The sequence below is a fragment of the Thioalkalivibrio sp. ALJ24 genome, assembly GCF_000377785.1.
Classification (GTDB): domain Bacteria; phylum Pseudomonadota; class Gammaproteobacteria; order Ectothiorhodospirales; family Ectothiorhodospiraceae; genus Thioalkalivibrio.
In genome coordinates, this window is sequence record NZ_KB898725.1 from 183,775 (window position 1) to 206,135 (window position 22,361).

A 22,361-nucleotide genomic window follows, 5' to 3' on the forward strand; every position below is an offset into this window, starting at 1 on the left:
CAACGCCGCCGTCAGCGTCGTCTTCCCGTGGTCCACATGACCAATCGTCCCCACATTCACATGCGGCTTCTTGCGTTCGAACTTTTCCTTGGACATATCTCGCTTCCCCGGATCGTGACGCTGTCGTTGCGGCGGCAGCCCGCAGGCTGCTGCATACAAATAATGGAGCTCATGACCGGACTCGAACCGGTGACCTCTTCCTTACCAAGGAAGTGCTCTACCTGCTGAGCTACATGAGCCGGACCTGCAAGCCAGAATCTGGAGCGGGTGATGGGAATCGAACCCACATCATCAGCTTGGAAGGCTGAGGTTCTACCATTGAACTACACCCGCAGAGCCCTGGCCTTCTCGCCGTACCCGCTCGGGCTACTGGCATGAAAACCGGATGGTGGAGGGAGGAGGATTCGAACCTCCGAAGGCTGTGCCAGCAGATTTACAGTCTGCCCCCGTTGGCCGCTTGGGTATCCCTCCTGAACCAAGCCGTGCATTCTGAGAGGCTTGCGCGCGCAAGTCAACCCCGGGGACGCCACCGCCGGGGCACGGATCGTGGCGCCCTTCACGCGGTCGGCAAAAACCTTGCCCGCATCCTTGTATTCGGCGGAATAACCACCCTATGATCGAGCCATCCGAGCATCGACCCCGGGGCGGTTGCGCGTTTTCTTTCCGTTCCACGCCACGTACAGTGTGGACCATCCCTTACATCGTGTGCGAACACCCATGGCCAACAGCAATACGGTGCCCCGACTTCCGGGACTGGCGAAACGCCTCGTCGACGGCGGGCTGATCGCGCAGGACATCGCGCAGCAGCTGGTGGAGGAAGCCCGCTCCCAGCAAACCCCGCTGATGGCGCTGCTGGCCACCAAGGGTGACGTTCCCGAGCCCCGCCTGGTGGAGGCGGCCGCCGAGGAATTCGGGCTGCCCATCATGGATCTGGCGGCGTTCGACGACGAGGTGATCCCGCGCGACCACCTCAACGAAAAGCTGGTGCAGAAGCACCACGCCCTGCCCCTGATGCAGCGCGGCAACCGGCTGTTCATCGCGATCTCCGACCCGACCAACCTGGTCGCGACCGACGAGTTCAAGTTCGCCACGGGCATGCCGGTGGAGGCGGTGCTGGTCGAACCGAAGAAGCTCGACAAGGCGATCGACAACGCGCTCAACGCGGCCTCCCAGCTGATGGAGGATCTGGGCGACGATGACCTCGACAGCCTGAATGTCGAATCCGACCCGGATGGCGACCACGGCGCCGAGCAGAATGACGCGGTGGACGATGCGCCGGTGGTGCGCTTCGTCAACAAGCTGCTGATGGATGCGATCAATCGCAAGGCGTCCGACATCCATCTGGAACCCTTCGAAAAGGATTTCCGGGTCCGGTTCCGCATCGACGGGGTGCTGCACGAGGTCGCGCGCCCACCCAATTCCCTCGCGCCACGCATCCTGGCACGCGTGAAGGTCATGTCACGCATGGACATCGCCGAGCGCCGGATTCCGCAGGACGGGCGGATCAAACTGAAGCTCTCGCGCACGCGCGCCATCGATTTCCGTGTCAGCTCGCTGCCGACCCTGTTCGGCGAAAAGATCGTGCTGCGGATCCTCGACCCCAGCTCGGCTTCGATGGGCATTGACCAGCTGGGCTACGAGGAAGAGCAGAAGGAACAGTATCTCAGCGCACTGAGCCGGCCTTACGGGATGATCCTGGTGACCGGCCCCACGGGGTCGGGCAAGACCGTCTCTCTCTACACGGGCCTCGGGATCCTGAACACGACGGATCGCAACATCTCCACCGCCGAGGACCCGTCCGAGATCAACATGCCGGGCGTCAACCAGGTCAACATCAACCCGAAGGTCGGGCTGACCTTCGCCAGCGCGCTGCGTGCCTTTCTGCGCCAGGATCCGGACGTGATCATGGTCGGGGAGATCCGCGATCTCGAGACGGCGGAAATCGCGATCAAGGCCGCACAGACCGGGCATCTGGTGCTCTCGACCCTGCACACGAATGACGCGCCACAGACCCTGACGCGCCTGGCGAACATGGGCGTCCCGCCCTACAACATCGCCTCCTCGATCCTGCTGATCATCGCCCAGCGGCTGGCGCGGCGCCTGTGCCCCAACTGCAAGGCTCCGGAGGAGCTTCCCGAGGAAACCCTGCGCGACGAAGGCTTCACCGACGAGGAGCTGGAACAGGGGTTCACGGTGTACCGGCCCGTCGGCTGCGACCAGTGCACCAACGGCTACAAGGGGCGCGTCGGCATCTATCAGGTCCTCCCGATCTCCGAAGAAATTGAACGCATCATCCTGGAGAACGGCAACAGCACCGAGCTGGCCCGACAGGCCGAGAAGGAAGGCATCAAGGATCTGCGCCGGGCGGGCCTGCACAAGGTCATCGAGGGGCTGACCAGCCTGGAAGAAGTCAACCGCGTGACCATCGACTAGCGGCAAGGGGGACAGGGAATGGCCGATTCCGGCACCATCTATACTTGGGAAGGCCTCAACAAGAACGGGGACCGCGTCAAGGGCGAGGTACCCGCCGAGAACGAGGCTTCCGCACGCGCCGAACTGCGCAAGAACGGCGTCAACGTACTCAAGATCAAGAAGAAGCCCAAACCCCTGCTGGGCGGCGGACAGAAGAAGATCATCCCGGCGGACATCGCCTATTTCCTGCGGCAGATGACCACCATGCTGCAGTCCGGCGTCCCGCTGGTGCAGGCCTTCGAAATCGTGGGGAGAGGCAACGAAAAGGCCTCGATGCGCGACATGATCATGCAGATCAAGAGCGACGTCGAGGGCGGTGACACCTTTGCGACCGCACTGTCGCGCCACCCCAAACATTTCGACGACCTGGTCATCAGCCTGGTCGACTCCGGCGAGAAGTCGGGCACACTGGAGACCCTGCTCGACAAGGTCGCCACGTACAAGGAAAAGACCGAGGCCCTGAAGGCGAAGATCCGCAAGGCGCTGTTCTATCCCGCCGCGGTCATCGTGGTCGCGATCGTGGTCACGGCCATCCTGCTGATCTATGTAGTACCGCAGTTCGAGGCCCTGTTCCAGGGCTTCGGCGCCGACCTGCCGGTCTTCACGCGCATGGTCATCAACATGTCCGAGTTCATGCAGGCCTGGTGGTGGGCGGTCCTTGGTGCGGCGATCCTGGCGGGATTTCTGTTCATTCAGGCCCGTCAGCGGCTCCCGAAATTCGATCGTTTCCTCGACATCGCCATCCTGCGCGCCCCGGCCTTCGGGCCCATCCTGCGCAAGGCCGCAGTGGCCCGTTTCGCCCGGACCCTCTCCACCATGTTCGCCGCCGGCGTGCCGCTGGTCGACGCCCTCAACTCGGTCTCGGGCGCCACCGGCAACGCGGTGTATCGCGAGGCCACCGAACGCATGCGCGACGAGACCGCGGCCGGCGGGCAGCTCCAGTGGTCGATGCGCAACACCGCGGTGTTCCCCAACATGGTGGTGCAGATGGTCGCGATCGGCGAGGAGTCCGGTTCCCTGGATTCGATGCTGGCCAAGGTCGCCGACTTTTACGAGGAAGAGGTCGACAACGCAGTGGACAGCCTCTCCAGCCTGCTGGAACCGCTGATCATGGTGGTCCTGGGCGTGCTGGTCGGTGGCCTGGTGATTGCGATGTACCTGCCGATCTTCCAGATGGGTCAGGTGATCTGATGCCCGGCGGTCTGCCCCGCACATGAACGAGCTGCTCGCGAACCCGGTGGCGCTGGCGATCATCGCCGGTCTGCTGGGGCTGCTGATCGGCAGCTTCATCAACGTGGTGATCGCCCGACTTCCGATCATGCTGGAACGGGAGTGGCAGACCGAAGCCCGTTACGTCCTTCATGGCGAGGAGCCCGCGTCAGACGCCACCACGGAGCCTTTCGACCTGATCCGTCCCCGATCGCGCTGTCCCGATTGTCAGCGTGGCATCCGCGCGATCGAGAACATCCCGCTGCTCAGTTTTCTGTTCCTGCGCGGACGCTGTCCCGGCTGCGGTGCGCGCATCAGCTGGCAGTACCCGATCGTGGAGCTGCTGACCGGGATCCTCTTCGCGATAACCCTGTGGCACTTTGGTGTCGGCGCCGAGGCGGGCCTTGCGCTGGTTCTGACCGGCGTGCTGATCGCAGCCGGCGGCATCGATGCCCGCACCACCCTGTTGCCCGACCAGCTGACCCTCCCGCTGCTCTGGCTGGGCCTCCTGGTCAACAGCTTCGGCCTGTTCACCGACCTGCAGTCCGCCGTGTTCGGCGCGATGGCGGGTTACCTGCTGCTCTGGCTGGTGTTCCACGGTTTCCGCCTGCTCACCGGCAAGGAGGGCATGGGTTACGGCGACTTCAAGCTGCTGGCCGCGCTGGGTGCATGGCTTGGCTGGCAGGCGATCCCGGTGATCCTGCTGCTGGCCTCCCTGGTGGGCGCAGTGGTCGGAATCGCGTTGATCCTGTTGCGCGGGCGGGATCGCAACATCCCGATCCCGTTCGGCCCCTACCTGGCCGCGGCCGGATGGCTGACGCTGATCACCGGCGACGCCCTGCTGCGCATCTATTTCCCACACGGCCTATAATGCGGTTATGGAGCGAGCAGGACTGACGGGAGGGATCGGATCCGGGAAATCCCGTGTGGCGGCGCTGTTCGCCGAACAGGGGATCCCGGTACTCGATGCCGATCGCGTCACGCGCGAACTGCAGGAACCCGGACAACCACTGCACGGGGCGATCGTCGAACGGTTCGGACCGGGCATCCTCGATCCGCGCGGGCACCTCGATCGACGGGCCCTGGCAGCGCGGGTGTTCTCCGACGCCGGGGAACGCGAGACCCTGGAAGCGATCGTCCACCCGGCCGTACGCAACGAGATCCATGCCCGACTGGAAGGCGAGCCCTCCGGAGCACCGTACGCGCTGATCGTGGTACCGCTGCTGTTCGAGGCGGGCTGGGAAACCGATTTTTTCCACATCCTCACCGTCGAGTGCACGCCCGAAGAGCAGGTCGAGCGCGTAACCCGCCGCGATGGCCGCACCCGCGAGGAGGTCCGCGCGATGATGGAGCGTCAGCTCGATAGCGACGCGCGTCGCCGCCGGGCCGACATCTGTATCGACAACCGCGACTGCATTGACGACGGGCAATTACGAGAACAGGTTCTGGCTGCGGACCGCCATCTGCGAGTCCTGACTTCTGGCGGGTAGAAACATCCCCCGGCAATCGGGGATACTGCAGGATCTCCAAGCCAATGGCCCTGCCGTGACCGCTCCGCTGATCTTCGAACAGCCTCTCCATGAACGGATCCGCCTGCTGCTGCGGCTGGAGGCGCTGACCAAACGGTTCGGGGATGCCCTGGATGCGGGGAAGCCCTATGACCACCATGAGGCCCTGGTCTCGCTGGTGGACATCTACGCGCTCGTCACCCGGGTCGACATCAAGCGGGAGCTGATGGGCGAGATCGAACGCCAGACCGCGAATCTCCAGCGTCTGGCCGACCAGCCGGAGGTCGACGCGTCGCGCTTTCGCAGCACGATGGACGATCAGCGACGCCTGCATTCGGCCCTGGAGGCCCAGGCCGGGGCACTTGACGGGCGGGTGCGCGAAAACGAGTTCTTCAACAGCGTACGCCAGCGCATGTCCCTGCCCGGTGGCGCCTTCGATTTCGATCTGCCAATCTATCACCACTGGCTATCCCAGCCACCGGCGGAGCGCACACAACTGCTGAGCGAGTGGTTCCAGCCCCTGGAGGCCGTGACCGAGGCCACCCAGCATGTGCTGCACTATATCCGGGGGTCGGGCATCGACCGCAGCGTAACCGCGGAAGACGGCTTCTTTGAACAGGCCCTGGACCACCAGCATGCCTGGCAGCTGATCCGGGTCGGCGTTGACCCGGCGCTGGGGATCTATCCGGAGATCTCGGGCGGGCGGCAGCGGTTCACGGTCCGTTTCATGGATCCCGGTGACTTCCGCGTACGCCCCAACCCGGTGCGCCGGGACATCGAATTCCAGCTCTGCTGCTGCGCCCTGTAGCCACTCAGGCGCCGCTGCGCTCCAGCAGGCCGCGTATGGCCGCGACCCCGCAGGCACCGCTCGCACGTGCCCGCGACAGGTCGCTCGCCTCCAGCCCTCCGAGCGCATAGATCGACACCGGGCTCGCCGCGGCCAGCTCTGCCAGCCCGGTCCATCCCAGCACGGGTGCGCCGGGATGGGTGGACGTCGGCCGCACGGGTCCGGCCACGGCAAGATCCGGAGCGACGCGATGCGCCGCCTCCCTGGCACCGGTGACATCGTGCACCGAGACCCCGACCGGTCCGGAAACCTCCGGGCGTCGGGTCAGCCCCCGCCAGCGCCGTTCCGGCAGATGGATCCCGGCGGCCGGCAGGGCATCCAGCCAGTCCGGAGGCGCGTTCAGGAGCACCTCCACGCCCGTCGGCCGGACCTGCGCCATCAGCTCCCGGACCAGGCTCCGGTAATCACCGAACCCCAGAGAGGGGGCGCGGATCTGCAACAGCCCGATATCGCCGTCCTGCAGACGCGTCGCGACCCGCTTCACCGTCGCGTCGATCGCCGCGGCGGTGCCAGGATCCGGCGTAACCAGCAAAAACGGGGGAAGGCGCAACATGCGCAGGATCGGAGCATTGGCCGCCGGGAAGGCCGCCGGGTCGAGGGAAGCCGCATCCTGCCAGGACAGGACTCGTCCCTCACGTTCCGCGACCCGGCCGTCGTGGCCGTGGACCCGAAACACGTGCAACCGGACCCGCCGGTCGCCGTAATCATGTTCCAGCTGCAGACAGGGCACCGCGCGATGGACGGTAAGACCCGTTTCCTCGAACAGCTCGCGGGTCAGGGCCTCGACGGGGTCTTCTCCGGGTTCCAGCTTGCCTCCCGGGAATTCCAGCCGCCCCGGCAGATGCTGGTCCGCGCCGCGCTGCCCGACCAGCACGCGCCCGGCAGCGTCCTCCACCACCCCCAGCGCCACCTCCACGACGGGCGCGTCAGGAACGGTATTCGGCATTGATGCGCACGTACTCGTGGGAGAAGTCGCAGGTGTACTTGCGGGCGCGCGCGGCACCTCGCCCGAGATCGATGACGATGGTGATCTCTGCGGCCGCGAAGACGGCCTGGCCGTACTCCTCGCGGTAGTCCGGCGCGCGCCCGCCGCCGCGCACGATCGCGACACCGTTGATATCGACGGCGACGCCTTCGATGGCGAGATCCGGGACACCCGCCCGGCCCACGGCGGCCAGGATCCGGCCCCAGTTCGGATCACTGGCATACAACGCCGTCTTCACCAGCGGTGACAGCGCAACGGTCTCCGCCACGCGCTCGGCCTCGGAACGTTCGGCGGCCCCGCTCACCTCGACGGTGACAAACTTGGTGGCCCCCTCCCCGTCGCGCACGATGGCCGTGGCCAGTTCGAGACAGAGCGACTCCAGCACGCCGGCGAACGCCGCCCGATCGTCGTCGTTCGCCAGGCGCACGCCACTGGTCCCGCTGGCAACGCACACCAGGGCATCATTGGTGGAGGTATCGCCGTCCACCGTGATCGCGTTGAAGCTCTCGCGACTGGCCTCGCGCAGCAACGCGTCGAGATCGGCGGCATCAATCTGCAGGTCGGTGCCAAGGAACGCCAGCATGGTCGCCATGTCGGGGTGGATCATGCCGGATCCCTTGGCCATGCCGTTCATGCGGACCGTACCGCCCGACAGTACAACCGTGCGGCTCGCAAGCTTGGTCACGGTGTCGGTGGTCATGATCGCCCGCGCGGCACCCAGCCAGGCAGCCCCGTCCTCGGTCAGCCCGTGGTACACCGTCGGCAGGGCCGCTTCCAGCCGGTCCAGCGGGAAGGGTTCTCCGATCACCCCGGTGGAGAACGGCAGCACCTCGGCCGGATCGCCTCCGGCCAGACGCGCGAGCGCCGCGCAGCTGCCCCGTGCCGCCTCCAGCCCCGGCTCGCCGGTACCCGCATTGGCATTGCCCGCGTTGATCAGCAGCCAGCGCGGCCGTCCGCGCGCCTGGTGATCCTGCGCCACGAGCACCGGCGCCGCACGGAAGGCGCTGTTGGTGTACAGCGCGGCAACCGTCGCGTCCTCGCCACCATCCATCAGCACCAGATCATCCCGCCCGGCATAACGGATGCCGGCCGCCGCCGAGGCCAGACGGATCCCCGGTACGGCCGGCGGTGCCTCCGGTTCCTGCAAACCTACGGCCATCCGATGTCTCCCGCGCCCGACCGACTACAGCCGGCCGTGACAGTGCTTGTATTTCTTGCCCGAACCGCACCAGCAGGGCTCATTGCGGCCCAGCTTGGGCTCTTCGCGCCGGTAGGGCTCATCACCGTCGGCCACCTTGCGCGACTCGTCGGCGTCGGCCGGTTCCTCCTCACTGGCCGACAGCGGGCTGTCGGGGTTTTCGTGCTGGAAGTTCATCGCCCCGGTTTCGGGCGCCTGCTTCTCGGGCTGGAGCTGTTCGGCCTCGTCCGCAGAGCGCAGCTGAATGCGCAGCAGCATCTTGATCACATCATGCTTGATGCGCTCCAGCAGGGACTGGAACATCGCGAACGCTTCCTTCTTGTACTCCTGCTTCGGATTGCGGTTGGCGTAACCGCGCAGCCCGATCCCCTGGCGGAGATAGTCCATCGCGGCCAGATGCTCCTTCCACTGGGAGTCCAGCACCTGCAGCATCACGTCGCGCTGCAGGCGGTTCATCGTGGCATCGCCCAGCTGCTCGCGCTTGCCACTCAGAGCCTCGCGCGCGTGTTCGATGATGCGCTCGCGCAGCGGTTCTTCGTGCAGGTCGTCTTCGTCATCCAGCCACTGCTTCACCGGCAGCTCGAGTCCGAATTCGCTCTGCAGCGCCCGCTCCAGGCCTTCCGGATCCCATTCATCCTCGATACTGCCGGGCGGAATGTACTCGCTGATCTGCGCGTTCATTACGTCGCTGATCAGCGCGTCGATGGTGTCGCTGATGTCCTCGGTGGTGAGCAGCTCGGCACGCTGTTCGTAGATCACCTGGCGCTGGTCATTGGCGACGTCGTCGTATTCCAGCAGCTGCTTGCGGATGTCGAAGTTGTGCGCCTCAACCTTGCGCTGGGCGTTCTCGATCGCGCGCGAGACCCATGCGTTCTCGATCGCCTCGCCTTCCTTCATGCCCAGGCGGCTCATCAGGGACTTCACCCGATCGGAGGCGAACACCCGCATCAGGTTGTCCTCCAGCGACAGGAAGAAACGGCTGGAACCCGGGTCGCCCTGGCGCCCGGACCGACCGCGCAGCTGATTGTCGATGCGCCGCGATTCGTGGCGTTCCGAGCCGATGATGTGCAGGCCGCCGGCAGCGATGACCTCGTCGTGGCGTTTCTGCCACTCCTCGCGGATGCGTTCACGCTGCGCCTCGTCGTCGACACCGGCCAGTTCGGCATCCAGACTGCCGCCGAGGACGATGTCGGTCCCGCGTCCCGCCATGTTGGTCGCCAGGGTCACGGCGCCCGGGCGACCGGCCTGGGCGATGATATGCGCCTCACGCTCGTGCTGCTTCGCGTTGAGCACCTCGAATTCGATGCCCTTCTCCTTGAGGGACTTTGCCAGCCGCTCGGAGCTGTCGACCGAGGCCGTGCCGACCAGCACCGGCTGGCCGCGGTCGACGCACCACTGGATCTCCTTGGCGATCGCGGCGTACTTCTCGTCCTGGGTCAGGTACACCAGGTCCTGCATGTCATCGCGGATCAGTGGCTTGTTGCCGGGCACCACGACCACTTCCAGGCCATAGATGGTCTGGAACTCGTAGGCCTCGGTATCCGCGGTGCCGGTCATACCCGCCAGCTTGTCGTACTGGCGGAAGTAGTTCTGGAAGGTGATCGAGGCAAGGGTCTGGTTCTCGCGCTGGATCGGCACGCCCTCTTTCGCCTCGATCGCCTGATGCAGCCCCTCGGACCAGCGCCGCCCGCTCATGATGCGGCCGGTGAACTCGTCAATGATCTGTACCTTGTTGTCGCGCACCAGGTAGTCGACATCCCGATGGAACAGCGCGTGCGCGCGCAGCGCGGCGTTCAGATGGTGCAGCACCGCGATCGCGCCGGCATCGTACAGCGACTGGTCCTCCTCCAGGAGCCCCGCCTCGCGCAGCAGGGCCTCGGCCTTCTCGTGGCCCTCCTCGCTGAGGAAGACCTGTTTGGCCTTCTCGTCGACGTAGTAGTCGCCCTCGCCCTCTTCGTCTTCCTGTCGCGTCAGCTGCGGCGGGATCGCGTTCATCCGCTCGTACAGGTCGGAGCCGGAACCGGAGGGTCCGGAGATGATCAGCGGGGTCCGCGCCTCGTCGATCAGGATCGAATCGACTTCGTCGATCAGCGCGTAGTTGAGCCCGCGCTGGACCCGCTGATCGGCGGAGAACGCCATGTTGTCGCGCAGGTAGTCGAAGCCGAACTCGTTGTTCGTTCCATAGGTAATATCGGCGGCATAAGCCTCCTTGCGGCTGGCCGGACGCAGCCCGTCCATGCCGTCCTCGCCGGCCACGTATTCCGGGTCGAACAGGAACGAGGAGGAACCGCCCGACTGCCCCCCGGAGGAGTTGATAACCCCCACGGACAGCCCCAGCGCGTGATAGAGCCGGCCCATCCAGGCGGCGTCGCGGCGCGCGAGGTAGTCGTTGACCGTCACCACATGCACGCCGTCGCCCGACAGGGCGTTGAGATAGGCGGTCAGGGTCGCGACCAGGGTCTTGCCCTCACCGGTGCGCATCTCAGCAATGCGACCGTCATGCAGCACCATCCCGCCGATCAGCTGCACGTCGAAATGACGCAGTCCGAGTACGCGATCGCTCATCGCGCGGCAGACCGCGAACGCCTCCGGCAGCAGCGCATCGACATCCTCGTCCGCCTGCATCCGGCGCCGGAACTCGTCCGTCTTGTGACGCAGCTCCTCCTGCGGAAGGGCATCGATGTCCGGGGCCAGCGCATTGATGCGCTCGGCCTTTTTCGTATAGCGCTTGATGATGCGGTCGTTGCGGCTGCCGAAGAATTTGCGTACGAGCTGCTTCATGGGGATCCGGGAGATTGCGTGAAACCGGCCTAGGATAAACCATCCGGCAGGGCTCTGCCTGTCGGATGCCGGTGCGCGAAGGGATCAGTCGTGGACGTGATTCGCCGGGTTTTCCGGGCCATCCGGGCCATGGACCTCGAAATGCAGGTGGGTGTCCGTGGCCCGGCCCGTGCTGCCCATGCGGGCGATGGCCTGGCCGGCCTCCACCCGTTCGCCCGGCTCCACCAGCAGCTCGGAGTTGTGCGCGTATCGGGTTCGCATCCCGTCGGCGTGGACGATGTCGATGCTGCGCCCCAGACCGCCGTTCGTCCCGGCCTGCACCACGATGCCGTCGGCAGCCGCGCGGATTTCCGACCCTTCACGGCCGGCATAGTCGATCCCGGCATGGAAGCGGCGCTCCCCGGTAAACGGATCTTCGCGATAGCCGAAGGCCGAGCTGACCCAGGCCTCGGACTCTACCGGCCGCAAGCCGGGTCGCATGCGATCCTCCATCGAGTCGATGCGCACGGCGTCATCGAGGCGGGAGACCGCCTCGTCGCGTCGCTCAAGCAGGTTATCCAGGGCCGCAACACGGCGATCCAGATCCGACGCCGTGTCCGGCGCCAGCGGACCACCACGCCCCCCGGAGTCCGGTTCCAGGGCCTCGTCGTCTAAATCCAGCGCGTCGCCGAGGGTGTGCATGCGCAGGTCCAGGCGGGCCTGGCGGGTTTCCAGTTCCACCAGGCGCGATGCCAGCGATTCCACTCCCTCACGCGCCAGTTCACGTTCCGCAGCATCCAGGTCCGGAGCGGCCGGGACCGGAGGCGCCGGCATCTCCACCACCTCGCGCTGCTGCTGCCCCACGAAAAATGCTGCGGCCACCGCCCCCGCCAGCAAGACCAGGAAGGCCGGGACCACCAGCCACAGCGGCACCCGGGTACAGACACCGCCCGCTCGTAGTAGCATCAGATCCATGCAACCTCCGTTGATTCCCGCAAGACCGACGCCATGTCAACTGCCATGACACCCCGCCGCATTTCCGGCTTCATCCGCGGCTCCTGGCAGCAGCGGGCGGCACCCGATCCGGGACTGGAACAGGCACTGGCGGGCCTGGTCGGTCCGCAGATCGCCAGCGGCCGCCTGCAGCTGGTACGCCAGGAGGACACCCTGGTGGCGGTGTGCCGCGACCGCGCCCTGTGCACCGAACTGCGCTTCCAGCAGCGCGAGATCATCAAGACCGTGCGGGCGGGCGGCTATCCACAGGTCGAACGCATGCGGGTCGCGCTGGGCGGTGCGACCCGTGCCAGCGAACCCGTGGCCGAACCCCACCGGCGCACGATCCCGGACAGCGCCCGCGAATCGCTGGAGCAGACGGCAGCCGCGATGGATGACACCCGCCTGGCTTCGGCCCTGCGGCGGCTCGCCCGCCTGCACACGGGACCGCAGGAGTGAAGCAGACTCAGCCGGCAGTGCCGGCACCCGGCTCCAGCTGGCCGAACGAGATCGGCAGCGGCTCGGAGGGATCCTCGAAGGTCACCTTCTCCCAGGCCGTGCGATCGGCGGCCAGCTGGCGGATCAGTTGATTGTTCAGGGCATGGCCGGACTTGTGCCCGGTAAAGGCCCCGATCAGGCTGTGCCCCAGCAGATACAGATCCCCGACCACGTCGAGGATCTTGTGTTTCACCAGCTCGTTGTCGTAGCGCAGGCCGGTTTCATTGAGGATCTTGAAATCGTCCAGCACCACCGCGTTGTCCAGACTGCCCCCCAGCGCCAGCTGGTTGGCGCGCAGGGCCTCGATGTCACGCATGAAACCGAAGGTCCGGGCCCGTGACACTTCCTTCACGAACGAGGTGGACGAGAAATCCAGCTCGGCCCGCTGGCTTCCGTCGGTAAACATCGGGTGTTCGAAGTCGATGCAGAAACCGACCTTGAACCCGTCGTAGGGATCGAAGCGTACCCATTTGTCGCCGTCACGAACCTCCACGCTGCGCTTCACCCGGATGAATTCCTTGGGAGCGTCCTGCTCCTTGAGACCCGCGGACTGCAGCAGGAACACGAAGGGTCCCGCGCTGCCGTCCATGATCGGCACCTCCGCGGCGCTCACGTCGACAAACAGGTTGTCGATGCCCAGGCCGGCCACCGCCGACAGCAGATGTTCCACCGTGGAGACCCGCGTATCGCCGTTGACCAGGGTGGTCGACAGCCGGGTATCCCCCACGTTCTCGGCCCGCGCCGGGATCTCCACCGGCGGGTCGAGGTCATCACGGTGAAACACGACACCGGTATTCGGTGGGGCGGGGCGCAGGGTCAGCACGACCTTCTCGCCCGTATGGAGCCCGACACCGGTGGCCCGGATGCTGTTCTTCAGCGTTCTTTGCCTGATCAACGCACTGCCTCTTCTGCGAGAGCGCATGGAGGGAAGCCCGGGCCCTCCCGGGCTCCATTCATGCACACAACGAAAGGTTCATTATTGCAGGATTCCGCTCTTCCTGCATGTCAACCCCTTCAGTCCGCCTGCTTGCGCAGGAATGCCGGGATATCGAGCACATCGATGTTCGACTGCGAACTGCCGGTGCCGTAATCCGCAGCCACCTCGTCCTGCTGGCCACGCCGCTGGCGCTGATGGGTGGGCCGGTCGAAATCGACGTCCGAACCCGCCGCGGCCTGCTGCGGCTGGGCATCCACCACGCGCACCTGCGGCCGCTCGGGCTGCTGGCTCTGTGCCCCGAGCCCGGTGGCCACCAGAGTCACCCGCATCTCTTCGCTCATCTCCGGATCGATGACCGTACCGACCACGACCGTGGCGTCTTCCGAGGCCAGGGCCTTGACCGCCTCGCCCACTTCTTCGAACTCGCCGATGCCGACGTCCATGCCACCGGTCACGTTGACCAGGATGCCGCGCGCACCGGAGATGTCGATGTCTTCCAGCAGCGGGCTGGCGATCGCCGCCTCCGCGGCCTGGCGTGCCCGATCCTCGCCCGAGCCGGTGCCGGTGCCCATCATCGCCATGCCCATCTCGCGCATCACGTTGCGCACGTCGGCGAAGTCCACGTTGATCAGGCCGGGACGGGTGATCAGCTCGGCAATGCCCTGCACCGCGCCGAACAGCACGTCGTTGGCGGCCTTGAAGGCATCCAGCAGGGTGGTGTTCTTGCCCATCACCGTGAGCAGCTTCTCGTTGGGGATGGTGATCAGCGAGTCCACCTGTTCGGTCAGCGCCTTGATCCCGGACATCGCGACCTGCATGCGCTTCTTGCCCTCGAACGGGAACGGCTTGGTGACCACGGCCACGGTCAGGATGCCCATCTCCTTGGCGATCTGCGCCACCACCGGGGCCGCGCCGGTGCCCGTGCCGCCGCCCATGCCGGCGGTGATGAACACCATGTCGGCGCCGTGCAGCAGGTCCTGCACCCGCTCGCGATCCTCCAGCGCGGCCTCGCGGCCCACCGACGGATCGGCGCCGGCGCCGAGACCCTTGGTGATGTCCCCGCCCAGCTGCAGCAGGGTCTTGGAATCCAGGCTCTTCAGGGCCTGGGCATCGGTATTGGCGCAGATGAAATCCACCCCCTCAAGCTGCGAGTGGACCATGTGCTGAACGGCGTTGCCGCCGCCACCACCGACGCCGACGACCTTGATCGTGGCGCTCTGGCTAAAGGTATCCATCAGTTCGAACGTCATGGTTGCGTCCTCTTGTTTCGCGTGTACATGTCTTTCCCTTGTGATGGCCGGAGAGCGGTCCGGCCCCTGTACCGGGCCGTCCTAGATCTGCCCGGAAAACCAGCGCTTCATGCGCGCCCAGATCCCCTGGAACCCGGATTCCACCGGGCGGGCTTCCTGCTGCGCCCGCGACTCGCGGGCGTACAGCAGCAGCCCTACTCCGGTGGCGTGCACCGGGTTGCGGACCACGTCCAGCAGCCCGGTCACGTGCTGCGGGACCCCCAGGCGAACGGGCATGTGGAAGACCTCTTCGGCGAGATCCACCCCACCTTCCATTCGCGACGATCCGCCGGTCAGAACCACCCCGGCAGCGATCATTTCTTCGGTTCCGGAACGGCGCAGCTCGGCCTGCACCAGCTGCAGCAGCTCCTCGTAACGCGGCTCCACCACCGAGGCGAGGGTCTGGCGCGAGAGCCGGCGCGCCTCGCGGTCGCCCACCCCGGGGACCTCGATGGACTCCCCCGGATCGGCCAGCGAGCGCAGCGCGCAGGCGTATTTCATCTTCAGTTCCTCGGCGTACTGCGTGGGCGTGCGCAGCGCGACCGCGATGTCGTTGGTGACCTGGTCGCCGGCGATCGGCAGCACCGCGGTGTGCGCGATGGCGCCGTGGGAGAACACCGCGATGTCGGTGGTCCCGCCACCGATGTCGACCAGGCAGGCACCGAGGTCCTTTTCGTCCTCGGTCAGCACCGAATACGAGGAGGCCAGCTGTTCGAGGATGATGTCGTCGACGCGCAGCCCGCAGCGCTCGACGCACTTGACGATGTTCTGCGCCGCCGAGACCGCACCGGTGACCAGATGGACCTTCGCCTCCAGGCGCACGCCGGACATCCCCACCGGTTCGCGGATGCCCTCCTGCTCGTCGATGATGTATTCCTGCGGGAGCACGTGGAGGATGCGCTGGTCGGCGGGAATCGCGATGGCCCGCGCGGCATCGATGACCCGCTCGACGTCGCCCGGCCCCACCTCGCCGTCCTTGATGGCCACCACGCCGGTGGAGTTGTAGCTCTTCACGTGACTGCCGGCGATGCCGGTGTACACCGAGTGGATCTCGCAGCCGGCCATCAGCTCGGCTTCCTCCACCGCGCGCTGGATCGACTGCACGGTGGATTCGATATTGACCACCACGCCCTTTTTCAGGCCGCGCGAGGGCGACGAGCCGATGCCGATGATCTCGATCTCGCCATCGTCCTTCAGTTCGCCGACGATGGCCTCGATCTTCGAGGTCCCGACATCCAGCCCGACGATCAGACCCGATTCCGCCTTCTTTGCCATCATCTCCCCGCGTCCTTTCAATGTGTCCCGGAGGCGCCGGCGGCGCCCCCGTCTTCATCGGCCCAGGCCACCGCCATCCCGTGGGGATAACGCAGGTCCCAGCGTTCCACCGGCGCGTCACGGCGCTCGCGCACCGCATCGGCGGCCCGGACCAGCGGGCCGAGACGACCGGTGTCGGTGTCCCGTCCCATGAGGATCTTCGCCCCGGACTCCAGATGGATGGTCCAGTCGTGGCGGCGCCCCTCGGCGACCCCCGCCACCTCCAGACCGGCATCGGCCAGCCGCGCCGAGACCTCGAGGTAGCGCCGCATCAGCACCACCTGACGCCCCTCCTCGCCTTCCAGCGCCGGCAGGTAGTCCCAGTCGGACTGGTCCACGGGACCGAATACCCGACCGTGGCGATCGACCAGCTGCTCCTCGCCCCAGCGCGCGACCGGCACCGGCTCGCGCAGCTCCACCACCAGCGTGCCCGGCCACTGCCGGCGCAGGCGGACACCGTCGATCCAGGGCTCGGCCAGCAACGAGGCCTCCAGCGCCGCAAGATCGGCAGTCACGAATCCCGGCGCATGTTCGCGAGCCAGGGCACGCACCTCGTCGACATCGGCGTGGCGCGGATCCCCGGTCACCTTCACCTGCTCTACCGGCAGCACCGCATCGGCATCGAAACGAGCCACGATCAGCGCCGCACCCACCAGCAGGGCGGCCAGCCCCATGCCCGCCAGCAGACGCAGCCCGGGGCCGGCCAGGGCGCGCAGCCGCGCAAAACGCGGCGCCGGGGCGGTCACGCGGCGATTCATCGCAGGCCTCCGCAGCGCAGACTCGAATCGAGGATGCGCAGGCACAGGCTGTCGAAATCGATCCCGGCCTCGGCCGCCGCCTTGGGCACCAGGCTGTGATCGGTCATGCCCGGAACGGTGTTGATCTCGATCAGGTGGTTGTCACCGTGTTCGTCCTGCAGGATGTCCACCCGCCCCCAGCCACAGCCCTCCACCGCGGCAAACGCGCCCAGGGCCAGCGACTGCAGCTCGAGCAGCTCGGCCTCGTCCAGCGGCGGCGGGCAGATGTAGCCGGTCGCATCCGATTCATATTTCGCGTGGTAGTCGTAGAACCCGCCGTCGGCACGGATCTCCACCACCGGCAGGGGCTGGTTTTCGAGGATGGCCACGGTGTATTCACGGCCCTCGATCCACTGTTCGGCGAAGATCTGACCCGGCTGACAGCGGGCCGCCTCCCAGGCCGCCGGGAGATCCGCGGCGCGATCCACGCGCGTGATCCCGAGACTGGAGCCCCCGCGCGCGGGCTTCACGATCAGGGGCAGCCCGAGGGCCTCGGCCACCGCGTCCGGATCGAACCCCGGGGTCAGCAGACGGTACGGCGCACTGGGCAGGTTGCTGCCGGCCCACAGACGCTTGCAGGCCAGCTTGTCCATGCCCAGCGCGGACCCCAGCACGCCGGTGCCGGAATAAGGGATACCGGCGAGATCGAGGCAGCCCTGCAGGGCGCCGTCCTCGCCGCCCTCCCCGTGCAGGGCGATGAACGCGCGGTCGAACCCGTCCAGCGTCAGACGTTCGAGATGCTCGCGGGTGAGATCCACCGCATGGGCATCCACGCCCCGGCGACGCAGGGCCGCCAGCACGGCGTTGCCACTCGCCAGGGAGACCTCGCGCTCGCCGGACCAGCCGCCCATCAGTACGGCCACCCGACCATAGTCACCCGGCTGGATGTCGTCGTGGTTCATGCCTCCCCCTCGCCATCTTCGCCCGGGTCAGTGAAGCGACCCAGGATGCGGACCTCCGGCTCCAGGCGGACACCGAAACGCTGTTCCACCGTGTTGCGCACGGTATCGATCAGACGCTCGATGTCGGCGGCCCGGGCGGTACCGTCGTGAGTGATGAAATTCGCATGCACCGCCGAGACCTCGGCCTTGCCCGACCGCAGTCCCTTGAGGCCCGCCGCCTCGATCAGCCGCGCCGCATGGTCGCCCTTCGGATTGCGGAACACCGAGCCGCAGGAGGGCTGGCCCAGCGGCTGTTTCGCCGAGCGTTCGCGCAGCAACTCGCGGATGCGCCGGGTGCCGGCCTCGGGGTCCCCCGGGCTCAGCCGCAGGGTCGCCCCGGTAAACCACAGCCGCTCGCCCGGATCGCCGCCCTGCACCCGGCGATATCCCACGCGGAAGGCATCCGGGGCGCGGGTCGAGCGGCGTCCCGCGCGATCGATCACCTCCACCGATTCCACCAGCGGCCAGGTCTCGCCGCCCCAGGCGCCGGCGTTCATCTGCAATGCCCCGCCCACCGTGCCGGGGATCCCGGCCAGGAATTCCGCGCCCACCAGGCCCTCGCGGGCACAGAAGCGTGCGGCCTGGGCACAGGCCAGTCCGCCGCCGAGGAACACGCGGTCGCCTTCCAGGCGCTCGCGCTCCGCCAGCACGCCCTGCAGATGCACCACCAGTCCCGCGATACCACCGTCACGGATCAGCACGTTGCTGCCCAGCCCGAGGAAGGTGATCGGCAGATCGGGCGCGCGCTGCGCGAGCGCGGCCAGCAGATGGGCAAGATCGTCACGATCGGCCGGCCGGAACAGCCAGTCGGCCACGCCCCCCGCGCGCCAGGAGGTCAGCGGCGCCAGCGGGGCCCGCGCACGCAGTTCGCCGCGCGGTGCCAGATCGCGCAGGTCGTGAATCCCCGCCAGGGCCGGATCCAGCGGAATCATGGCTCACCTCCCGCGAGTTCCCGGGGGAGCAGCGCCGCAAGCCGGCCGATGTCGCCCGCCCCCTGGGCGATGATCACGTCGTCGGGTCGCAGCAGTCCTTCCAGCACTCCGGCCACGTCCGCCGCCTGCTCCACGAAGATCGGCTCGACCCGTCCGCGCAGGCGGATCGCCCGCGCCAGGCTGCGTCCGTCGGCGCTGGCGATCGGGGATTCGCCGGCGGCATAGACCTCCAGCAGGATCAGCACGTCGGTCTCCGACAGCGCTTCGACGAAGTCCTCGAACAGGTCGCGTGTGCGGGTGTAGCGATGCGGCTGGAACACGGTGATGCGCCGGCGCTCCGGCCACGCATCACGGGCCGCCGCCTGCGTGGCGGCGATCTCGCGCGGGTGATGGCCGTAGTCGTCGACCAGCGTCACCGGTCCGGCAGGACCCTGCCACTGCTGCACCTGGAAGCGGCGGCCGATCCCCTGGAAGCCTTCCAGGGCGGTGGCGATCGCCTCGCGCGGAGCCTGCAGCTCCCAGGCCACCGCCGCGGCCGCCAGCGCGTTGAGCACGTTGTGACGCCCGGGGAGATTCAGGGTGACCGGGAACGGCTCGCCGGCCTCCGGCAGCTGCAGGCGGAAATGGGTCTGCACCCCTTCCTGGCGCACGTCCAGGGCGCGCACGTCGGCCTCGGCGTCGATCGCATAGGTCAGGCGCGGACGTTCCAGTTCGGGGAGCAGTTCGCGCACCTGCGGGTCGTCGACACACAGGATCGCGAGGCCGTAGAACGGCAGGTGGTGCAGAAACTCCAGGAAGGTCGCGTGGAGCTGGCGGAAGTCGTTGCCGTAGGTGCCGAGGTGATCGGCATCGATATTGGTGACGACCGCCAGCAGCGGCTGCAGATGCAGGAACGAGGCGTCGCTCTCGTCGGCCTCGGCGACCAGATAGTCACCCGCCCCCAGGCTGGAATGGCTGGCGGTGGAATTCAGGCGCCCGCCGATCACGAACGTGGGATCCATGCCCGCCTCGGCGAGCACGCTGGCCACCAGGCTGGTGGTGGTGGTCTTGCCATGGGTGCCCGCCACCGCGATGCCGAAGCGGAAACGCATGAGCTCGGCGAGCATCTCCGCCCGCCGCACGATCGGGATGCCGCGCTCGCGCGCCGCCGCGACCTCGGGGTTGGACGGGTCGATGGCCGAGGACACCACCAGTACGTCGGCCTCGGCCACGTTCTCCGGCCGGTGCTCGCCGACCACCCGCACGCCCATCTCCACCAGGCGATCGATCATCGGCGAGCGCCCGAGGTCCGAGCCCGAGACCCGGTAGCCCAGCTGATGCAGGACCTCGGCGATACCGCTCATCCCGGAGCCGCCGATCCCGACGCAGTGGATACGACGGATCCGGCGCATGGCGTGTTCGGGCAGGCGTGCGTGACTCATGACTCCCCTCCCGCGGGCGCGGCCCCCGCCAGTTCGAGACAGGCCGTGGCCAGACGCCTGGCGCTGTCGGGGCTGGCAAGGGCGCGGGCACGTTCGGCGCGCTGCAGCAGCGCGTCGCGATCCAGCGCCCCCAGCAGCTGCGCCAGGGCCTGCGGGTCCAGCTCGGCATCGCGGAAGCGCCACGCCGCATCCGCCGCGACCAGGGCCTCGGCATTGGCGAACTGGTGATCGTCCACCGCATGCGGATAGGGCACGAAGATCGCGGCCACCCCGGCCGCCGCTACCTCGGCCACGGTCAGGGCCCCGGCCCGGCAGATCACCAGGTCGGCCTGCGCCCAGGCGCTCTCCATGTCGTCGATGAACGCGGTGATCCGGGCCTCCACCCCGGCTTCGGCGTACGCCGCGCGCGCCTCTTCCAGGGTGCGGGTCCCGGCCTGATGCAGGACCTGCGGGCGCTGATCGGATGGGAGCCGGCCCAGCGCCGCCGGGACCGAGTGATTCAGCGAACGCGCCCCCAGGCTGCCGCCCAGCACCAGCAGGTTCAGCGGCCCGCTGCGTCCGCTGAAACGCTCCGCCGGCGGCGGCAGTGCCGCGATCGCCGGGCGCACCGGATTGCCCGCCACCTGCGCGCCGGCACGCGGCGGGAAGGCCCCGTCGAAGCCCGCATACACCCGGTCGGCCACCCGGGCGAGCCAGCGGTTGGTAAGTCCGGCGACGGCGTTCTGCTCATGGATCACCAGCGGGCGCCCGAGCGCTGCGGCCATGAGCCCGCCCGGGCCAGCGGCGAAGCCACCGAACCCGATCACCGCCTGCGGCCGGATCCGCTGCAGCAGCACCAAAGCCGCCCAAAGGGACAGGCCCAGGCGCCACGGGGCGAGCGCCAGGCCCGTCAGCCCCTTGCCGCGGATACCGGCGATCGGAAGGGTGTGCAGGGTGATGCCGGCATCGGGGACCAGACGCGCCTCCACGCCCTCGCGGGTGCCCAGCCACACCACTTCCGTGCCACGCTCGCGCAACGCCTCGGCCACCGCCAGTCCCGGGAACACGTGGCCCCCGGTACCGCCGGCCATCACCAGCACGCGGACCGGTTCGGCAGGCGCGCTCATGCCGCACCTCCGCGGGGACCGGCGGTCCGGGTGCGCCGGCGCGGCACGGGCGCCGGCGCCGGGGTACGCGCCTCGCGCGCCACCCGCAGAACCAGCCCCACCGCGACCAGACTGACGATCAGGGAGCTGCCGCCGTAGGACAGGAACGGCAGGGTCATGCCCTTGGTCGGCAGCAGCCCCATGTTCACGCCCATGTTGAGCGCCGACTGCAGGCCCAGCCAGATCGCCACCCCGAAGGCCAGATGGGCACCGAAGGCATGGCCGCTGCGCTGGGCCTCCAGACCGATGCGCAGGCAGCGCCACACCAGCACGGCGAACAGCGCGATCAGCACCAGCACGCCGATGAAACCGAACTCCTCGGCAAACACCGCAAACAGGAAGTCGTTGTGCGCCTCCGGCAGGTAGAACAGCTTCTGCACCGAACCGCCCAGGCCCGAGCCGGTGACCCCGCCGGAACCGATCGCGATCAGTGACTGGGTCAGCTGGAAACCACTGGCGAACGGATCCTGCCAGGGATCGAGGAACGCGGTCAGGCGCGCCATGCGATAGGGCGCCGCCACCGCCGCGATCGCCATGCCGATGGCGATGGTGACGCCGAGGGCGAGGAACTGCCACATGCGGGCCCCGGCGAGGAACAGCATCCCCATGCCGATCGCCAGCATCATGGCCGCACCGCCGAAATCGGGCTGCAGCAGCAACAGCACCGTACCCAGGCCCAGCACCACCAGCGGACGGATGAAGCCCGACAGCTGCAGCCGCAGAGTGGAATAGTGCCGCACGATATAACCCGCCAGATAGGTCACCACCAGCAGCTTGGCGAGCTCCGCCACCTGCAGGTTGAACGGCCCCAGCGGGATCCAGCGGGTCGCACCGTTGACGGTGCGGCCGACCCCCGGCAGCAGGACCACGATCAGGATCAGCAGGAAAAGCGCCAGCAGCCAGGGTCCGGCCCGTTCCCAGCGCGCCAGCGGGATGTTCCAGACCGCCACCGCGGCCACCACGCCCAACGCCGCGAACAATACCTGGCGCTGGAGGAAATGCCAGGCGTTGCCGAAATCCCGAGCCCCCATCTCCATGGACGCGGACGCGACCATCACCAGTCCCAGCGCCACCAGTGCGGCGGTGACCGCCAGCAGGGGCAGATCCATTTCCTG

General features: G+C 67.6%; 20 protein-coding genes and 3 tRNA genes. 6 read left to right on the plus strand and 17 right to left on the minus strand.

The annotated features are described in order from the left end of the window. From D571_RS13525 to D571_RS0103135, 4 genes are all read right to left on the minus strand, one after another. A partial coding sequence (locus tag D571_RS13525) for a GTP-binding protein (protein WP_018873918.1) occupies nucleotides 1-96 on the minus strand: 96 nt, incomplete at its 3' end. 67 nt (nucleotides 97-163) lie between these two features. Next, a tRNA-Thr gene (locus D571_RS0103125) sits at nucleotides 164-239 on the minus strand. 20 nt (nucleotides 240-259) lie between these two features. Beyond that, a tRNA-Gly gene (locus tag D571_RS0103130) sits at nucleotides 260-333 on the minus strand. Nucleotides 334-386: 53 nt separating this feature from the next. Then, nucleotides 387-471 (minus strand) — tRNA-Tyr (locus tag D571_RS0103135). Between the two features lie 246 nt (nucleotides 472-717). Between D571_RS0103135 and pilB the strand changes: the two genes are divergently transcribed. The 5 genes from pilB to zapD are packed head-to-tail and all read left to right on the plus strand — an operon-like array spanning nucleotide 718 to nucleotide 5,997. Continuing rightward, nucleotides 718-2,433, plus strand: a complete 1,716-nt coding sequence (pilB, locus tag D571_RS0103140) for a type IV-A pilus assembly ATPase PilB (RefSeq protein WP_018935218.1) — start codon at nucleotides 718-720, stop codon at nucleotides 2,431-2,433. 18 nt (nucleotides 2,434-2,451) lie between these two features. Next, nucleotides 2,452-3,663, plus strand: a complete 1,212-nt coding sequence (locus D571_RS0103145; RefSeq protein ID WP_018935219.1) for a type II secretion system F family protein — start codon at nucleotides 2,452-2,454, stop codon at nucleotides 3,661-3,663. A 22-nt stretch (nucleotides 3,664-3,685) separates the two neighbouring features. Next, nucleotides 3,686-4,552 (plus strand): A24 family peptidase, encoded by an 867-nt coding sequence (locus D571_RS0103150; RefSeq protein ID WP_018935220.1) that lies wholly within the window; start codon nucleotides 3,686-3,688, stop codon nucleotides 4,550-4,552. Nucleotides 4,553-4,559: 7 nt separating this feature from the next. After that, the gene (gene coaE / locus D571_RS0103155) at nucleotides 4,560-5,171 is read left to right on the plus strand and encodes a dephospho-CoA kinase (RefSeq protein ID WP_026287540.1); all 612 of its coding nucleotides are present in this window, start codon (nucleotides 4,560-4,562) and stop codon (nucleotides 5,169-5,171) included. A 55-nt stretch (nucleotides 5,172-5,226) separates the two neighbouring features. Further along, nucleotides 5,227-5,997: a cell division protein ZapD gene (gene zapD / locus D571_RS0103160; protein ID WP_018935222.1), complete on the plus strand. Its 771-nt coding sequence runs from the start codon at nucleotides 5,227-5,229 to the stop codon at nucleotides 5,995-5,997. A 4-nt stretch (nucleotides 5,998-6,001) separates the two neighbouring features. On the opposite strand, the gene D571_RS0103165 is transcribed toward zapD, so the two are convergent. The 4 genes from D571_RS0103165 to D571_RS0103180 all read right to left on the minus strand — a co-directional run bounded on the left by D571_RS0103165 (nucleotide 6,002) and on the right by D571_RS0103180 (nucleotide 11,954). Further along, entirely contained in the window at nucleotides 6,002-6,982 is a 981-nt protein-coding gene (locus tag D571_RS0103165) for a Nudix family hydrolase (RefSeq protein ID WP_018935223.1), read from the minus strand. Continuing rightward, the gene (gene argJ / locus D571_RS0103170) at nucleotides 6,963-8,180 is read right to left on the minus strand and encodes a bifunctional glutamate N-acetyltransferase/amino-acid acetyltransferase ArgJ (protein ID WP_018935224.1); all 1,218 of its coding nucleotides are present in this window, start codon (nucleotides 8,178-8,180) and stop codon (nucleotides 6,963-6,965) included. Before argJ ends, D571_RS0103165 begins: the two co-directional genes overlap by 20 nt. Before the next feature lie 24 nt (nucleotides 8,181-8,204). After that, nucleotides 8,205-11,000 (minus strand): preprotein translocase subunit SecA, encoded by a 2,796-nt coding sequence (gene secA, locus D571_RS0103175; RefSeq protein WP_018935225.1) that lies wholly within the window; start codon nucleotides 10,998-11,000, stop codon nucleotides 8,205-8,207. Between the two features lie 84 nt (nucleotides 11,001-11,084). Beyond that, on the minus strand, nucleotides 11,085-11,954 hold the full coding sequence (locus tag D571_RS0103180; protein WP_018935226.1) for a M23 family metallopeptidase: 870 nt from the start codon (nucleotides 11,952-11,954) through the stop codon (nucleotides 11,085-11,087). 45 nt (nucleotides 11,955-11,999) lie between these two features. On the opposite strand from D571_RS0103180, the gene D571_RS0103185 reads away from it, so the two are divergent. Further along, complete coding sequence (locus D571_RS0103185; protein WP_018935227.1) at nucleotides 12,000-12,431, plus strand: DciA family protein; 432 nt, start codon at nucleotides 12,000-12,002, stop codon at nucleotides 12,429-12,431. A gap of 7 nt (nucleotides 12,432-12,438) precedes the next feature. On the opposite strand, the gene lpxC is transcribed toward D571_RS0103185, so the two are convergent. The 9 genes from lpxC to ftsW all read right to left on the minus strand — a co-directional run bounded on the left by lpxC (nucleotide 12,439) and on the right by ftsW (nucleotide 22,355). Beyond that, nucleotides 12,439-13,365: a UDP-3-O-acyl-N-acetylglucosamine deacetylase gene (gene lpxC / locus D571_RS0103190; protein ID WP_083916861.1), complete on the minus strand. Its 927-nt coding sequence runs from the start codon at nucleotides 13,363-13,365 to the stop codon at nucleotides 12,439-12,441. Nucleotides 13,366-13,484: 119 nt separating this feature from the next. Then, nucleotides 13,485-14,657: a cell division protein FtsZ gene (gene ftsZ / locus D571_RS0103195; RefSeq protein WP_018935229.1), complete on the minus strand. Its 1,173-nt coding sequence runs from the start codon at nucleotides 14,655-14,657 to the stop codon at nucleotides 13,485-13,487. 81 nt (nucleotides 14,658-14,738) lie between these two features. Then, nucleotides 14,739-15,974, minus strand: a complete 1,236-nt coding sequence (ftsA, locus tag D571_RS0103200; RefSeq protein ID WP_018935230.1) for a cell division protein FtsA — start codon at nucleotides 15,972-15,974, stop codon at nucleotides 14,739-14,741. A 14-nt stretch (nucleotides 15,975-15,988) separates the two neighbouring features. Next, on the minus strand, nucleotides 15,989-16,717 hold the full coding sequence (locus tag D571_RS0103205; RefSeq protein ID WP_026287542.1) for a cell division protein FtsQ/DivIB: 729 nt from the start codon (nucleotides 16,715-16,717) through the stop codon (nucleotides 15,989-15,991). A gap of 47 nt (nucleotides 16,718-16,764) precedes the next feature. Further along, nucleotides 16,765-17,709 carry a D-alanine--D-alanine ligase gene (locus D571_RS0103210; RefSeq protein WP_018935232.1) on the minus strand — a complete coding sequence of 315 codons (945 nt, stop codon included), beginning with the start codon at nucleotides 17,707-17,709 and terminating at the stop codon, nucleotides 16,765-16,767. After that, nucleotides 17,706-18,680: a UDP-N-acetylmuramate dehydrogenase gene (murB, locus tag D571_RS0103215; RefSeq protein ID WP_018935233.1), complete on the minus strand. Its 975-nt coding sequence runs from the start codon at nucleotides 18,678-18,680 to the stop codon at nucleotides 17,706-17,708. The genes D571_RS0103210 and murB overlap by 4 nt, the downstream gene beginning before the upstream one ends. Further along, nucleotides 18,677-20,101 carry a UDP-N-acetylmuramate--L-alanine ligase gene (gene murC / locus D571_RS0103220; RefSeq protein WP_018935234.1) on the minus strand — a complete coding sequence of 475 codons (1,425 nt, stop codon included), beginning with the start codon at nucleotides 20,099-20,101 and terminating at the stop codon, nucleotides 18,677-18,679. The genes murB and murC overlap by 4 nt, the downstream gene beginning before the upstream one ends. Then, nucleotides 20,098-21,207 (minus strand): undecaprenyldiphospho-muramoylpentapeptide beta-N-acetylglucosaminyltransferase, encoded by a 1,110-nt coding sequence (gene murG, locus D571_RS0103225; protein WP_018935235.1) that lies wholly within the window; start codon nucleotides 21,205-21,207, stop codon nucleotides 20,098-20,100. The genes murC and murG overlap by 4 nt, the downstream gene beginning before the upstream one ends. After that, a complete protein-coding gene (gene ftsW, locus D571_RS0103230) occupies nucleotides 21,204-22,355 on the minus strand; it encodes a putative lipid II flippase FtsW (RefSeq protein ID WP_232196934.1) in 1,152 nt (383 codons plus the stop codon). The genes murG and ftsW overlap by 4 nt, the downstream gene beginning before the upstream one ends. Nucleotides 22,356-22,361 lie beyond the last annotated feature (6 nt).

Excerpts from the sequence above, each read along its gene's own strand:
- pilB (WP_018935218.1), top strand. The coding sequence starts at position 718 with ATGGCCAACAGCAATACGGTGCCCCGACTTCCGGGACTGGCGAAACGC.
- D571_RS0103145 (WP_018935219.1), top strand. The coding sequence starts at position 2,452 with ATGGCCGATTCCGGCACCATCTATACTTGGGAAGGCCTCAACAAGAAC.
- D571_RS0103150 (WP_018935220.1), top strand. The coding sequence starts at position 3,686 with ATGAACGAGCTGCTCGCGAACCCGGTGGCGCTGGCGATCATCGCCGGT.
- coaE (WP_026287540.1), top strand. The coding sequence starts at position 4,560 with ATGGAGCGAGCAGGACTGACGGGAGGGATCGGATCCGGGAAATCCCGT.
- D571_RS0103165 (WP_018935223.1), bottom strand. The coding sequence starts at position 6,982 with ATGCCGAATACCGTTCCTGACGCGCCCGTCGTGGAGGTGGCGCTGGGG.
- argJ (WP_018935224.1), bottom strand. The coding sequence starts at position 8,180 with ATGGCCGTAGGTTTGCAGGAACCGGAGGCACCGCCGGCCGTACCGGGG.
- secA (WP_018935225.1), bottom strand. The coding sequence starts at position 11,000 with ATGAAGCAGCTCGTACGCAAATTCTTCGGCAGCCGCAACGACCGCATC.
- D571_RS0103180 (WP_018935226.1), bottom strand. The coding sequence starts at position 11,954 with ATGGATCTGATGCTACTACGAGCGGGCGGTGTCTGTACCCGGGTGCCG.
- D571_RS0103185 (WP_018935227.1), top strand. The coding sequence starts at position 12,000 with ATGACACCCCGCCGCATTTCCGGCTTCATCCGCGGCTCCTGGCAGCAG.
- ftsZ (WP_018935229.1), bottom strand. The coding sequence starts at position 14,657 with ATGACGTTCGAACTGATGGATACCTTTAGCCAGAGCGCCACGATCAAG.
- ftsA (WP_018935230.1), bottom strand. The coding sequence starts at position 15,974 with ATGATGGCAAAGAAGGCGGAATCGGGTCTGATCGTCGGGCTGGATGTC.
- D571_RS0103210 (WP_018935232.1), bottom strand. The coding sequence starts at position 17,709 with ATGAACCACGACGACATCCAGCCGGGTGACTATGGTCGGGTGGCCGTA.
- murB (WP_018935233.1), bottom strand. The coding sequence starts at position 18,680 with ATGATTCCGCTGGATCCGGCCCTGGCGGGGATTCACGACCTGCGCGAT.
- murC (WP_018935234.1), bottom strand. The coding sequence starts at position 20,101 with ATGAGTCACGCACGCCTGCCCGAACACGCCATGCGCCGGATCCGTCGT.
- murG (WP_018935235.1), bottom strand. The coding sequence starts at position 21,207 with ATGAGCGCGCCTGCCGAACCGGTCCGCGTGCTGGTGATGGCCGGCGGT.
- ftsW (WP_232196934.1), bottom strand. The coding sequence starts at position 22,355 with ATGGATCTGCCCCTGCTGGCGGTCACCGCCGCACTGGTGGCGCTGGGA.